13 protein-coding genes and 3 pseudogenes are annotated in these 12,680 nt (G+C 73.8%); 11 read left to right on the top strand and 5 right to left on the bottom strand.

The annotated features are described in order from the left end of the window. Positions 1 to 295 precede the first annotated feature (295 nt). Together ACYVOM_RS31675 and ACYVOM_RS31670 are read right to left on the bottom strand one after the other, a co-directional pair. The gene (locus ACYVOM_RS31675) at positions 296 to 1,705 is read right to left on the bottom strand and encodes a sensor histidine kinase (RefSeq protein ID WP_460307227.1); all 1,410 of its coding nucleotides are present in this window, start codon (positions 1,703 to 1,705) and stop codon (positions 296 to 298) included. Further along, the gene (locus ACYVOM_RS31670; RefSeq protein ID WP_460307226.1) at positions 1,702 to 2,430 is read right to left on the bottom strand and encodes a response regulator transcription factor; all 729 of its coding nucleotides are present in this window, start codon (positions 2,428 to 2,430) and stop codon (positions 1,702 to 1,704) included. The genes ACYVOM_RS31675 and ACYVOM_RS31670 overlap by 4 nt, the downstream gene beginning before the upstream one ends. Positions 2,431 to 2,549: 119 nt before the next feature. Here ACYVOM_RS31670 and ACYVOM_RS31665 point away from each other — a divergent pair, with 119 nt between their 5' ends. From ACYVOM_RS31665 to ACYVOM_RS31640, 6 genes and pseudogenes are all read left to right on the top strand, one after another. Beyond that, complete coding sequence (locus ACYVOM_RS31665; protein ID WP_460307225.1) at positions 2,550 to 3,890, top strand: ferredoxin reductase family protein; 1,341 nt, start codon at positions 2,550 to 2,552, stop codon at positions 3,888 to 3,890. Then, a complete protein-coding gene (locus tag ACYVOM_RS31660) occupies positions 3,887 to 4,336 on the top strand; it encodes an FMN-binding protein (RefSeq protein WP_460307224.1) in 450 nt (149 codons plus the stop codon). The genes ACYVOM_RS31665 and ACYVOM_RS31660 overlap by 4 nt, the downstream gene beginning before the upstream one ends. Continuing rightward, the gene (locus tag ACYVOM_RS31655) at positions 4,329 to 5,060 is read left to right on the top strand and encodes an FAD:protein FMN transferase (RefSeq protein ID WP_460307223.1); all 732 of its coding nucleotides are present in this window, start codon (positions 4,329 to 4,331) and stop codon (positions 5,058 to 5,060) included. The genes ACYVOM_RS31660 and ACYVOM_RS31655 overlap by 8 nt, the downstream gene beginning before the upstream one ends. Before the next feature lie 213 nt (positions 5,061 to 5,273). Further along, positions 5,274 to 6,329 (top strand): annotated as a pseudogene (locus ACYVOM_RS31650) (HAD-IC family P-type ATPase); the annotation flags it as partial. Positions 6,330 to 6,450: 121 nt separating this feature from the next. Next, positions 6,451 to 6,534: pseudogene (locus ACYVOM_RS31645) on the top strand (hypothetical protein); the annotation flags it as partial. Continuing rightward, positions 6,517 to 7,893, top strand: a complete 1,377-nt coding sequence (locus ACYVOM_RS31640) for a cation-translocating P-type ATPase (protein WP_460307222.1) — start codon at positions 6,517 to 6,519, stop codon at positions 7,891 to 7,893. The pseudogene ACYVOM_RS31645 and the gene ACYVOM_RS31640, both read left to right, overlap by 18 nt. On the opposite strand, the gene ACYVOM_RS31635 is transcribed toward ACYVOM_RS31640, so the two are convergent. Continuing rightward, a complete protein-coding gene (locus ACYVOM_RS31635; protein ID WP_460307221.1) occupies positions 7,871 to 8,134 on the bottom strand; it encodes a CBS domain-containing protein in 264 nt (87 codons plus the stop codon). The two genes, ACYVOM_RS31640 and ACYVOM_RS31635, sit on opposite strands and share 23 nt — an antisense overlap. Here ACYVOM_RS31635 and ACYVOM_RS31630 point away from each other — a divergent pair. Beyond that, the gene (locus ACYVOM_RS31630) at positions 8,118 to 8,318 is read left to right on the top strand and encodes a hypothetical protein (RefSeq protein ID WP_460307220.1); all 201 of its coding nucleotides are present in this window, start codon (positions 8,118 to 8,120) and stop codon (positions 8,316 to 8,318) included. The two genes, ACYVOM_RS31635 and ACYVOM_RS31630, sit on opposite strands and share 17 nt — an antisense overlap. Before the next feature lie 69 nt (positions 8,319 to 8,387). After that, entirely contained in the window at positions 8,388 to 8,693 is a 306-nt protein-coding gene (locus ACYVOM_RS31625; protein WP_460307219.1) for a universal stress protein, read from the top strand. Positions 8,694 to 8,705: 12 nt separating this feature from the next. Here ACYVOM_RS31625 and ACYVOM_RS31620 read toward each other — a convergent pair whose 3' ends face one another. Both ACYVOM_RS31620 and ACYVOM_RS31615 read right to left on the bottom strand, forming a co-directional pair. Further along, positions 8,706 to 9,419: an ABC transporter ATP-binding protein gene (locus ACYVOM_RS31620; protein ID WP_460307218.1), complete on the bottom strand. Its 714-nt coding sequence runs from the start codon at positions 9,417 to 9,419 to the stop codon at positions 8,706 to 8,708. Further along, complete coding sequence (locus ACYVOM_RS31615) at positions 9,416 to 10,504, bottom strand: ABC transporter permease (RefSeq protein WP_460307415.1); 1,089 nt, start codon at positions 10,502 to 10,504, stop codon at positions 9,416 to 9,418. Before ACYVOM_RS31615 ends, ACYVOM_RS31620 begins: the two co-directional genes overlap by 4 nt. Before the next feature lie 169 nt (positions 10,505 to 10,673). Between ACYVOM_RS31615 and ACYVOM_RS31610 the strand changes: the two genes are divergently transcribed. From ACYVOM_RS31610 to ACYVOM_RS31600, 3 genes and pseudogenes are all read left to right on the top strand, one after another. Further along, positions 10,674 to 11,876 (top strand): sensor histidine kinase, encoded by a 1,203-nt coding sequence (locus ACYVOM_RS31610; protein WP_460307217.1) that lies wholly within the window; start codon positions 10,674 to 10,676, stop codon positions 11,874 to 11,876. Continuing rightward, entirely contained in the window at positions 11,873 to 12,520 is a 648-nt protein-coding gene (locus ACYVOM_RS31605) for a response regulator (RefSeq protein ID WP_460307216.1), read from the top strand. Before ACYVOM_RS31610 ends, ACYVOM_RS31605 begins: the two co-directional genes overlap by 4 nt. After that, positions 12,415 to 12,657 (top strand): annotated as a pseudogene (locus ACYVOM_RS31600) (hypothetical protein); the annotation flags it as partial. The gene ACYVOM_RS31605 and the pseudogene ACYVOM_RS31600, both read left to right, overlap by 106 nt. Between the last annotated feature and the right edge of the window lie 23 nt (positions 12,658 to 12,680).

Raw genomic sequence — 12,680 nt, 5'->3', positions numbered from 1 at the left:
CGGGAACCCGCTGTCGTCCTGGTGGTAGTAGGCGAGCCGCCCGTCTGCCTTGGCCGCTCCCAGGGTTCTTCCGGCCAGGCCGAGAGGGACGGAGTCCGGCGGCGGTCTCGAACTCGGCCGGGCTGCGGACGTCCAAGAGCAGCGCCTCCCCGGGGAGGCAGCGCGCGGACGGCCGTGATGCCGATCGTGGTCATGGTGGTGTCTTCCGTTCCGGGTGGAGGGTCAGGCGGCCGGGGCGGCGTCGGCGGCGCTCGCCCGATCGCCGTGCCCCGTTTCGCACGGAGTCCGGGCGGGATCAGCCGACCGGGAGAGCGATGCGGAAGGCGGTGTCGCCTGGCGCGCTCGCCATGGTGGCGGCGCCTCCGTGGGCTTCGGCGACGGCCTTGACGATCGCCAGGCCCAGGCCGGAACCGCCATCGGCACGGCTGCGGCCCGGATCGGCGCGGACGAAGCGGTCGAACAGGCCGGCCCGCCGGTCGGCGGGGATTCCGGGGCCATCGTCGTGGACCTCCAGGAGCACGGTGTCGGCTCCGGGGGTGAGGCGGAGGGTGACGGTGGTGCCCGGCGGCGTGTGGTGGCGGGCGTTCGCGACGAGGTTGCCCAGCGCCTGGTGGAGCCGGTGCCGGTCGCCGGTGACGGTGACGGGCTCTTCGGGAAGGTCGAGGCGCCAGCGGTGGTCGGGGCCGATGGCGCGGGCGTCGGCGGCCGCGTCGAGCATGAGCCGGGTGAGGTCGACGGGCTCGCGCAGCAGGGGCCGTCCGGCGTCGAGGCGGGCCAGGAGCAGGAGATCCTCGACGAGGTCGCCCATCCTGACCGACTCCGCCTGGATGCGCCGCAGGGTGTGCGCGACCTCCGGGGAGAGGCCGGCGTTCCTGAGCGCGAGCTCGGCGTGGCCGCGGACGACGGCGACCGGAGTGCGCAACTCGTGGCTGGCGTCGGCGGCGAAGCGGCGCAGTCGCTCCTCGCTGGCCTGCCGCCGGGCGAGGGACGCCTGGACATGGCCCAGCATCCGGTTGAACGCCCACCCGAGCCGCCCGACCTCGGTCTTCGGATCGCCGTCGGAGACCCCGGCGGGCAGGGCCACCTCGCCATCGGAGAGCGGCAGGTCGGCGACGTCGGAGGCCACCGCGGCGACGCGGCGCAGCGGCCGGAGCGCCAGCCGGACCCATCCGGCGGCCGCCGCTCCCGCGACCGCGAGGACGACGGCGAACAAGGCGGCCTCGACCACGAGCAGCCGGTGCCCGACCTCCTCGGCCTGTTCCAGCGGCAGCCCCGTGATCAGAACGTCGCCGTCCTCACCCTCGACGGCGCTCACCCGGTACTCGCCGAGGCCGGACAGGACGAGGGAGCGCGACCGCCCCGGTCGCAGCGCGGCGAGCGCGGCGGTGTCCGCGTCGGTCAACGCGACCCGATCGACGGTGCTTCCGCGGACGACGGCCTGGTCGGTGAGCCGCCCGCTGTCGAAGCGGGCACCGAAGGTGCCGTCGGCCTGGCCCCGGGTGTCGGCGCGGTCGTCGCGGCCGGGCGGCGTCTCGGAGTGTTCGAGGGTCGCGGGGAACCGTCCGCCGGCCGCTGCCAGCTGCTGGTCGATCCTGCCGACGAGGAAGTCCTTCAGCTGCGCCCGGGTCACCAGGCCAACCACCAGCCAGCTCAGGGCGAGCAGGACGACGAGCCCGGCGGTCAGCCGCACCCACAGGGACCTCATGGGCGTTCCGGCCGCAACACGTAGCCGACGCCCCGCACCGTGTGGATCAGCGGCGCGCGTCCTGCGTCGATCTTCTTGCGCAGGTAGCTGATGTACAGCTCGACGACATGGGCCCGGCCCCCGAAGTCGTAGCTCCAGACGTGGTCGAGGATCTGGGCCTTGCTGAGGACCCGGCGCGGGTTGCGCATGAGGAACCGGAGGAGTTCGAACTCGGTCGGGGTCAGATCGACCGGATCGCCGTCGCGGAACACCTCGCGCGAGTCCTCGTCCAGCTCCAGACCGGCCACCTTGAGCAGGCCGGGGCGGTCCGCCGTCCGCCGTGTGATCCCCGCCCGCCGGACCAGCCCGTTCAAGCGGGCGAGGACCTCCTGGAGGCTGAACGGCTTGGTGACGTAGTCGTCGCCGCCCGCGGTGATCCCCGCGACGCGGTCCTCAACGGCGTCCCTGGCGGTCAGGAAGAGCACGCAGACCTCCGGCAGGACCGCGCGGAGCTCCCGCAGGACGGTGAGGCCGTCCCGGTCGGGAAGCATGACGTCCAGAACGACCGCGTCGGGCCGGACCTCCCTTGCCAGGGCGATGGCCCTTGAGCCGTCCGCGGCCGAGGCCGTCTCCCATCCTTCCGCGCGGAGCATGCGCACGAGGACGTCGGCGATGTCGGGTTCGTCGTCGACGACGAGCACCCGGACGGGCGTGCCGTCGGGCCGCCGGGGCCCTTTACTGGTCATGGCCGCAGTCTGCTCTTCCCGCCTCTGAGTTCCCTCTGAGAATCCTCCTACCCCCGGCCTTTCAGAGGGAAATCAGAGGATGGCGGGCCACGGTGGGCGCAAAGGCAGGAAGGACCACCATGACCACATCGTCGCGGCCGCCCGTACCGGCGGTGCGGCTCAGGGCACCGGCCTGGGCGCCGCTCTCACTGATCGCGCTGGGCGGGGCCATGGTGCTCGCGCTGTGGTGGCGCACCACACCGAGCGTCGTCGGCCCGGCCGGGTGGATCACCGAGGCGGGCCGGATCACCGGGCTGCTCGCAGGCTACGGCGCCGCGGTCCTGGTGATCCTCATGGCCAGGGTCCCGGCGCTGGAGCGCGGCGTCGGCGCCGACCGGCTCGCCCGCTGGCACGCCTTCGGCGGCCGCTGCACCTGGACCCTCGCCTGCTGCCACACCGTGCTGATCATCGCCGGATACGCGATGACGGCCCGCACCGACCCGGTGAGCGAGACCGTCACCGTGGTGTTCGACTACCCGGAGATGCTGAAGGGGACCTTGGGCTTCCTCCTCCTGGTCGTGGTGGGCGTGACGTCGGCGCGGGCGGCTCGCGCGAGGATGCCTTACGAGATCTGGCATCTGGTGCATATGGGTACCTATCTAGCGCTCTTCCTGGCCTTCTCCCACCAGCTGGCGCTGGGCGCCCAGTTCCTCGCGGCCCCTGCCGCGAAGGGCTTCTGGTACGGGCTCTACCTGGGGGCGGCGGGTCTCATCCTGTGGTTCCGGTTCCTCGTCCCGGTCAGGTCTGCACTGCGGCACCGGATGCGCGTCGCCGCCGTCGTGGAAGAGGCGCCGGGCGTCCACTCGGTGCACGTCTCGGGCAGGCGCCTGGACGAGCTGAACATCGAGCCCGGTCAATTCTTCCGCTGGCGGTTCGCCGCTCCGCGGCTGCGGTGGGCGGCCAACCCGTACTCGCTGTCGGCTCCGGCACGCCCCGATCTGATGCGGATCACCGTCAAGACCGCGGGCGACCACAGCCGCGCGATCGCCGGGCTCGCACCGGGGACCAGGGTCTGGGCCGAAGGCCCCTACGGAGCGCTCACTCCGTCGAGGGGACGTGGAGAACGATCCCTCCTGATCGCGGGAGGCGTCGGGGTGACGCCTCTGCGCGCCCTGTTCGAGACGCTCCCCGGCGACGCCAGCCTCATCTACTTGGCCAGGACCCCGGCCGACCTGGCGCTGCGGCGGGAACTCGACGCCATCGCCCGGCGGGACGGACGGTGCGTCCACTACTTCGTCGACGAGCCCCGAAGCCACAGCCTGCCGCTCACCGCGACGGCGCTGCGCGCGGTCGTGCCGGACCTGGCCGAACGCGACGTCTATCTGTGCGGACCGCCCGGCATGGCGGACGTCGCGCGGACCGCCCTGCGCTCGGCCGGGGTGCCCCGCCGCCGCATCCACGAGGAGTCCTTCGCACTGTGAACCGGAGACCGAACATGCGCCGAGCCCTCGCCACCACCACCGCCACGATCGCCGGAGTCGTCCTGCTCCTGTCCCTGAAGCCGCACCACGCGTCGCTCCTCCCGGCCACATCCGGGACGTCCACCGCCGACGGTCCGAGCGCATCGGCCGAAACAGCAACACAGAAGACCAACGGGACGTTCCAGGGTGATCCGGTCCTCACCCGGTTCGGGCCCGTCCAGGTCTCGATCACCCTGCAGAACGGCGAGCTGACGGGCGTCGACATCATCCAGGTGCCCTCCGAGAACGGCCGGGACCGGGAGATCGCGTCATTCGCGGTGCCGATCCTCACCCGCGAGGCCATTGCCGCCGGAACCGCCCGGATCGACACCGTCTCCGGTGCCACCTACACCAGCGAGGGCTACATCGGGTCCCTCCAGAGCGCCCTGGACCGCGCCGGTGCCTGAGGGACTGCGCCACGTCGAGCACGCAATGGGCACCGTGTTCTCCTTCGACGTCCGCACACCGGCGACGCCCGAGATCCGCGCCGCCCTGGCAGAGGCGGTGGCGTGGCTCCATGACGTCGACGAGCGCTTCTCGCCCTTCCGGCGCGGCAGCGAGATCAGCCGCCTCGACCGCGGCGAGACCACCGTCGGAGAATGCACGCCCGACGTGGCCGAGGTCCTCTCCCTGTGCGCCGAGGTGGCGCAGAGGACCGGCGGCTGGTTCAGCGTCACCGCCACCGGACGCCTCGACCCCAGCGCCCTCGTCAAGGGCTGGGCGATCGAACGCGCCGCCTCGATCCTGCGCTCGGCGGGCGCCGAAGACCTATGCGTCAACGGAGGCGGCGACATCCAAACCTATGGGGAGGCATCACCCGGGCGGCAGTGGAACATCGGGATCACCGACCCCCGCGACCGCACCCGCCTTCTCACCTCGATCGAGGGCCGGAACCTCGCCGTCGCCACCTCGGGGACCTACGAGCGCGGTGCCCACATCCGCGATCCGCACACCGGATGCCCCGCACACGGGCTGCTGAGCCTGACCCTGGCAGGGCGCGACCTGACCACCGTCGACGCCTTGTCGACCGCCCTCTTCGCCATGGGCGGGGCCGCCCGCGACTGGCTCGCCGCCCATCCCGGCCTCACCGCCCTCGCCGTCACCGCTCAGGGCGACATCTGGACGACCTGAGCGGCGGACTTGCCCGTGCGGGCGCATTTCGTCTCAGCCACCCGGCCCCCGTCGTTGGCCAAGGTGGCGCAAACCATGGATCACCCGCGTCCGCGGCTTCGATGCGGCAGGCGAGAGCACCGCGATCATCATGTTCGTGACCCGCTCTCGCATCGCCGGAGGACTCCGGCCCCCACCGGAGACACCTCGCTGCCTTGACCTTCCCGGATCGCGATGAGGATGCCGCCGGCGCAGGAGGGACCCCCATGGCCCGATCCGCGCGAGCCCCTGCCCGCGCTGCGGAGGGAACTCGACAGCGGGCCGGAGGGCCTGTCGGAGCGCGAGGCCGCGCGCAGGGCCGCCGTGTACGGGCCGAACGAGGTCCGGCGCAGGCACCGGACGTCATTGTGGGGTGATCTCGGGCGGCAGCTCGTGCACCCGCTGGCGTTGCTGCTGTGGGGCGCGGCGGCGCTGGCCTATGTGGCGGGGACCGCGGTCCTGGCGGTCGCGATCCTTGCGGTGATCGTGCTCAACGCCGCGTTCGCCCTGTTCCAGGAGAGGCAGGCCGAGCGCGCCGTGGAGGCGCTGGCGAGCTATCTGCCCGAGCGGGCGACGGTGGTGCGCGACGGCCGCACCGCTGCGGTGGACGCCGTCGACCTCGTGCCGGGCGACGTCATCGTGCTGGAGGAGGGAGACAAGATCCCGGCGGACGCCCGGCTGGTGGACGGCGCGCTGGAGGTCGACCTGTCGATGCTGACCGGGGAGTCCGCACCCGTCGAGCGGCTACCCGGGCCCGCGGAGGCGGGCCGGACCCTGGTCCAGGAGCCGAACCTGGTGTTCAGCGGGACGACATGCGCGGGCGGGCGCGCGGTCGCGGTGGTGTTCGCGACCGGAGGCCACACCGAGATCGGCAGGATCGCGGCGCTGACCCAGCGCACCCGGCGTGAGGAGAGTCCGCTGGAGCGGCGGGTCAAGGGCGTCGCCTGGCTGATCGCGGCGGTGGCGGTCGGGATGGGCGCGGTGTTCCTGCTCGTCGGGATCGCGGCCGGGCTGCCCACCGAGGACGCGCTCGTGTTCGCCATCGGCCTGCTGGTCGCCAACGTGCCCGAAGGGCTGCTGCCCACGATCACGCTCGCGCTGGCCGTCGGGGTACGGATCCTGGCCCGGCAGGGAGCCGTCGTGAAACGGCTGAGCGCCGTGGAGACGCTCGGCTCCACCACGGTGATCTGCACCGACAAGACCGGCACCCTCACCCGCAACCAGATGATGCTCCACGAAGCCTGGCCGCCGGGCGAGCGCGCCGCGCTCCTGGAGTCCGCCGCCCGCTGCACCACGGCGGCCCGCGACGAGCGGGGGGGCGTGGCACGGGGACCCGACCGAAGTCGCCCTCGTCGAGGCGGAGGGGCCCGGCTTCGACCCGGCGGCCCGCGACTCGGGCCGCCGGGCGCTCTACGCGTTCGACCCGCGCCTGCGGCTGATGTCGGTGGTGACCGAGACCGATCAGGGTCTCGTCCTGGACGTCAAGGGAGCCCCTGAAGCGGTCCTCGACCGCGCCGCCCCGGGCACCGACAGGACCGCGGTGATGACCCAGGTCGACGCGATGGCCCGCAACGGCCTGCGCGTGCTGGCCGTCGCGACCCGGGCCCTGCCCGATACCCCCGCGCGCAGGCAGGACGCCGAGCGGGACCTGCGGATCATCGGGCTGGTCGGCCTGTACGACCCGCCCCGCCCGGAGGTCGCCGACGCCGTCGCGCAGTGCCACCGGGCCGGGCTCCGGGTGCACGTGGTCACCGGCGACAACGGCACCACCGCCGCGGCCGTCGCCGCGGAGGCCGGCATCGGCGGCGCCGCGCCCCGGATCGTGCCGGACGCCGAGAAGATCACCGACGCGGACCTCGACGCCCTGATCACCTCCGGCGACGAGATCGTCTTCGCCCGATCCGCGCCGGAGACCGAGCTCCATATCGCCGACGCCCTGCGCTCCCATGGGCAGATCGTCGCGATGACCGGAGACGGCGCCAACGACGCGCCCGCCCTGCACCGCGCCCACATCGGCGTGGCGATGGGCCGCTCGGGCACCGACGTGGCCCGCGAGGCCTCCGCCATGGTCCTCACCGACGACGACTTCGCCACGATCGTCACCGCCGTGGAGTCCGGCCGGAGGGTCTACGACAACGTCCGCAAGTTCATCGTCTACATCTTCGCCCACGCCGTCCCGGAGGTCGTGCCGTTCCTCGGCTTCGCGCTCAGCGCGGGCGCGGTCCCGCTGCCCCTGACCGTCATGCAGATCCTCGCGATCGACCTGGGCACCGAGACGCTGCCCGCCCTCGCCCTGGGCCGTGAGCCCGCCGAGCCCGGCCTCATGGACCGCCCGCCGCGCCGCGCCTCCGAGAGCGTGATCACCCGGGACATGCTCGTCCGGGCCTGGGGGGTGCTCGGCCTCACCTCGGCCGTGCTGGTGATGGCGGGCTTCTTCCTCGTCCTGTGGCGAGCCGGATGGACCCCGGGCGATCCGACCGGGCCCGGGACCCCGCTGCACGACGACTACCGGGCGGCCACGACGGCGACGTTCGCGGGCATCGTCCTGTGCCAGGTCGGGACCGCCTTCGCCGCCCGCACCGACCAAGCCTCGCTGCGGCAGGTCGGCCTGTTCACCAACCCGCTCCTGCTGTGGGGCATCGCCTTCGAGCTCGCCTTCACCGCCGCCCTCATGTACGTGCCCGTCCTCCAGCGCGTCTTCGGCACCACCCCGCTCCCGGCCGACGTCCTGGCCGTGCTCGCAGTCTTCCCGTTCATCGTGTGGGGCGTCGACGAGGCCCGCCGCGCCGCCCTCAGACGGAGGACGGCACGGTGAAGGCCCGCCGGGCGGTTCCCCAGCCGAGCGGAGCGGCAGAGCGCGGCCGCCGCCGCGCCGGCCGCATCACAGGACGGTGTCCGACGGCCTCGCTGATCATCCCGATCAGGTGGTGGTCCTCGATCACCGGGAGCCGCTTGATCCCGTGTTCCGCCATCTCCTGCATCACCTGTTCGATGTCGTCGCCGCCATCCGCGTAAAACGGCGTGCCGAGGTTCGTCGCCGTGCCCGTGAACGCCATCGAGGACAGCGCCGAGCAGATGACCCGCTCGGCCGTCGAACGGGTGAAGGCGAGCCACCCGGAGGTCGAGGTCCGCCGGGCACAGGTCCTGGCGCACACGCGCACACCGACCGTGCCGGTCCCCGACACGCCGCCGCCTCCCGCCGCCGTGCGCGGCGAGGTCCTCGTCGGCGCAGACGGCTGAGGAGGCCCTGCGCGCCGCCGTCCTGGAGGCTCATCTGCGCGGTCTGCCCCTGCGGGCGGTCTGCGCCTGGTGGCCGATGCCCGTGTCTCGCTCGCGCCGTTCCTCGACGACAAGGACCTGCCCGTAGTGTGCGCCGAGCGCTTCCACCGCTCGGTCGAGCGGATCTGTGCGGCTTACCCGGACGTCCACGTCGAAGCCGAGTTCGAGGTCGGCGGGGCCGCGGCGCTGATCCGCAAGGGGTTCGACCGGGCCCGTCTCGTGGTCGTCGTGGCTCGGGGCCGGGGCCCCGTCTCGGCGTCTTTCCTCGGGTCCGTCAGCCGCGAGGTCGTCCGTACCTCCTGGGTGCCCACCATGGTCATCCCGCCTGCCGCCTGACCGGCCGCCCCCTCATCGAACGCGACCGGGGTCTCCGGCACCGTCACCACCAGGGCGCGGGAGGCCGAGACGTCCGTCGCTGACCTCGGCGATCCGGTCGGCCGCGGCGAGGTGAGTGCGGTCGTGGGTGACCAGGACCGTCGCGGTGCCCCGTTCGCGGGTCAGGCGGGTGATCAGGTCGATGACGGCGGCGCCGCGGGCGTGGTCGAGGGCGCTGGTGGGCTCGTCGACCAGGAGCACGCGGGGTTCGTTCATCAGGGCCCTGGCGATGTTGACGCGCTGCCGCTGCCCGCCCGACAGTTCCTGGGGCCTGCGTCCGGCCTGGTCGGCGAGCCCGACGGCGTCCAGCAGCGCCATGGCCCGGTCCCGGGCGCCGCGCCGCTCGCGACCGCCGATCCGGGTCGTGACCCGGAGCTGCTCGGCGGCGGTGAGGGAGGGCAGCAGGCTGGGCTGCTGGAAGACGACGCCGATCTTGGCGCGGCGCAGGGCGGTGAGCTCTCTCCGGGACATGCCGGTGACGGCGGTGCCGTCGACGGCGACGGTGCCCGCGTCGGGAGTGATGAGGGCGGCGGCGACCGCGAGAAGGCTTGACTTCCCCGAGCCCGAAGGACCCACGATGGCGGTCAGACTGCCCCCGGGCACATGGAGGGTGACGTGGTCGAGCGCGGTCAGACGGGACGCCCCATCGGGGTAGGTGAGGGTGACGTCGGTCAGGTCGAGGCTCATCGGGCGCTCCCCAGAGCGGTCAGCGGGTCGACGGAGGTGATGCGGCGGACGGACAGGGCGGCTCCGGCCAGGCCGAGCGCGATCGTCATGCCGGCCGGGGCCAGGACGGTGCCGGGGGTGAGCAGGAACGGCACGGAGCCGCCCGCGACGAGCGCGCCGAGCGCGGCGGCGGTCCCGGCGCCGGCCGCGGTGCCGCCGACGAGGAGGACGGCGGCCTGGCCGAGCGCGTCGCCGAGCAGGTAGGCGGTGGAGGCGCCCAGCGCCTTGAGCACGGCGATGTCACCGCCGCGCTGGATGGTCCACACCGTGAAGAACGCGCCGATGACCAGGGCGGAGATCGCGAAGAGGAAGCCGCGCATCAGCTGCAGGGAGCCGTTCTCCGAGGTGTAGGAGCCGATCGCGGACAGCGCGTCGTCCCTGGAGACGGTCTTCGTGCCGATCACGCGGTCGGCGGCTTCGGTGTCGGCGCCGGGGCCGGTGGTCAGGGCGATGACGGTCGCGGTCGGCCCCTCGGCGCGGTCCCCGCGGGGCGCGATCTCTCGCCAGGTGTCGAGGGTGATCCAGACGACGGGGGTGTGGCTGAAGGAGGCGTCACCGCCCACCGCCGCGACGGTCATCCGGCGCCCGGCCAGGGTGACGCCGTCTCCTGCGACCGCGCCCAGGGCTTCGGCTGCGGCGGCCGACAGGACCGCCGTTCCGTCATCGATCATCGCCCCCTCGGGGGCGATCGCGGCGCCGGGCCGGACACCGAAGGCGGACACGCCGGTCCTCCTGCCGCTCGACTCGGCCCTGGTGGGGGTGATCCCCAGGGGCTCGGCGGCGGCCACCCCCGGCACCTCGGCCCACCGCCGCCACTGCCGCTCGGTGACGGCCGAATCGGCGAACGACGGGTCCGCCCGCCCGCCGGGCGCGCCGAAGGCGATGGCGTCGGCGGGCAGCGACGTGATCGCCGAGACGTTCTGCCGCCCGAGCCCGGCGGTGAGACCCGAGAGCAGCCCGACCAGCAGGGTGATCAGCATGATGACGGCGCCCATCAGGGCGAAGCGCCCTTTGGCGAACTTCAGGTCTCTCCAGGCGACGAACACGGCTCGGACCAGTCCTTCCATGGGCGAAGCGGGACGTCTCCAGCTTCTCCGCCGGTCTCCCCGCCGTGCATCGTGCGCAGGAGGGCACCTGGCGTGCCGAAGGAAGGCGCACGGTCTGCATCTTTCGACGGACGCGGCGACGAGGACCGGTCCCTAAGCTGGAGGCACCGTGAACGCCGCAACCCCTCCTCTGATCCCGACCACCCGTGCCCTCGCCTGGTGCCTGCACCTGCTGGTCGCCGCCCTGCTCGTGCTGGCGGCCGGCCGGGCCGAGGCCGCCGGTCTCCCGCACGCCGCGGGAGTCGTCGCCGTGGCCGCGATCTGCGCCCTGGTCTACGCGGCGGGCCCGGCGCTGCCCCTCGTGCGCCGCTCGCGCCGCGCCGCCGCGCTGTGGCTCGCCTCCATGGGCGCCCTGTGGCTCGTGCTGCTGACGCTGTCCCGCGACGGGGTGTGGCTGGCGTTCCCGCTCTACTTCCTCCAGCTCCACCTGCTGCCCCGGCGCGGCGGCCTGGCCGCCGTGACGGCCACCGCGGCGGCGGCCATCGGCGGCTTCGCCGCCCATCAGGGCTCCTTCGGCGCGGCGATGGCGATCGGACCGGCCCTCGGCGCCGCCGTCGCGATCGCGGTCGTGTGGGGCTACCAGGCCCTGTACCGGGAGAGCGAGAGCCGCCGTCAACTGATCGAGGATCTCACCGCCACCCGCGCCGACCTCGCCGCGGCCCAGCACACCGCCGGGGTGCTCGCCGAGCGCGAACGCCTGGCCCGGGAGATCCACGACACCCTCGCCCAGGGCCTGTCCAGCATCCAACTGCTGCTCCGGGCCGCCGAGCGGGCCCTGCCCGACCGCCCGGAGAACGCCGCCCGCCACGTCGGCCAGGCCCGCCGCACCGCCGTCGACAACCTCGCCGAGGCCCGCCGCTTCGTCGCCGCCCTCGCCCCGCCCGCCTTGGAGGGCGCCACCCTGGCCGACGCGTTGGCGCGCCTTTGCGCGAGCACCGGCGCGGCCCACCCGGTCACCGCTCGTTTCCGCCTCACCGGCGAGCCCGTCCCGCTGCCGACCGCGTACGAGGTGGCGCTGCTGCGCGTCGCCCAGTCCGCGCTCGCCAACACCGTCCGCCACGCCGACGCCGCCACCGCGGAGGTCTCCCTCGGCTACCTCGGCGGACAGGTCGCGCTGAACGTCGCCGACGACGGGATCGGCTTCGACCCCGCGGACCTTCCCTCCGCCGGCCCCGAGCAGGGCCGGTTCGGGCTGGCCGCCATGCGCGCCCGCGTGCACGACCTCGGCGGCTCCCTCGTCCTCGACACCGCCCCGGGCCGCGGCACGGTCCTGGCCGCCCTGCTTCCCCTCGACCCCGGGGACCGCACATGACCGGCTCCCCCATCCGGCTGCTGCTGGCCGACGACCACCCCGTGGTCCGCGCCGGGCTGCGGGCCGTCCTGGAGACCGAGGACGGCATCGCGGTGGCCGCCGAGGCCGCCACCGCCGAGGAGGCCGTCGCCCGCGCGGCCCGGGGCGACATCGACGTCGTCCTCATGGACCTCCGGTTCGGCAAGGGGATGAACGGCGCCGAGGCCACCGCGGCCATCACCGCGCGCCCCGGAGCTCCGCGCGTCCTCATCGTCACCACTTATGACACCGACGCCGACACCCTGCCCGCCATCGAGGCGGGCGCCACCGGCTACCTCCTCAAGGACGCCCCGCCGGAGGACCTGGCGGCCGCCGTCCGCACGGCCGCCGCGGGCCGTACGGCGCTGGCCCCCTCCGTGGCGGACCGGCTGATGAACCGGCTGCGCTCCCCCGGCACCGCCCTCACCCGACGCGAGACCGAGGTGCTCGCCCTCGTCGCCGAGGGCCTGTCCAACCAGGCCGTCGGAGCCCGGCTCCATCTCACCGAGGGCACCGTCAAATCCCACCTCGCCCGGGTCTACACCAAACTCGACGTCGACTCCCGCACCGCGGCCGTCGCCGCCGCCACCCGCCTCGGCCTCATCCACCGGACGGGGCCCTTCTGACCTCGCTCGGGACGCGGGCCGGCGATCATCTCGACCGCGGCCGAAACTCCGGCGAGACGTTCCGCGTCCTATTCGGCACCCACCTGCCCTTCACCGCGGAGAAGCTCGCCGCCCTCTACCCGACCCACGGCCACTACGTCGCATCCGCGACCCCCGGCCC

Source organism: Actinocorallia aurea, from assembly GCF_054783995.1.
The sequence above is the reverse complement of the archived record's forward strand: the minus strand, read 5'-3'. Positions and strand labels throughout refer to the sequence as shown.

Bases quoted from the DNA above. Each gene is read 5' to 3' on its own strand.
- ACYVOM_RS31605 (WP_460307216.1), top strand. From the start codon at position 11,873: ATGACCGGCTCCCCCATCCGGCTGCTGCTGGCCGACGACCACCCCGTG.
- ACYVOM_RS31675 (WP_460307227.1), bottom strand. From the start codon at position 1,705: ATGAGGTCCCTGTGGGTGCGGCTGACCGCCGGGCTCGTCGTCCTGCTC.
- ACYVOM_RS31665 (WP_460307225.1), top strand. From the start codon at position 2,550: ATGACCACATCGTCGCGGCCGCCCGTACCGGCGGTGCGGCTCAGGGCA.
- ACYVOM_RS31635 (WP_460307221.1), bottom strand. From the start codon at position 8,134: ATGGCGTTCACGGGCACGGCGACGAACCTCGGCACGCCGTTTTACGCG.
- ACYVOM_RS31670 (WP_460307226.1), bottom strand. From the start codon at position 2,430: ATGACCAGTAAAGGGCCCCGGCGGCCCGACGGCACGCCCGTCCGGGTG.
- ACYVOM_RS31640 (WP_460307222.1), top strand. From the start codon at position 6,517: ATGTCGGTGGTGACCGAGACCGATCAGGGTCTCGTCCTGGACGTCAAG.
- ACYVOM_RS31620 (WP_460307218.1), bottom strand. From the start codon at position 9,419: ATGAGCCTCGACCTGACCGACGTCACCCTCACCTACCCCGATGGGGCG.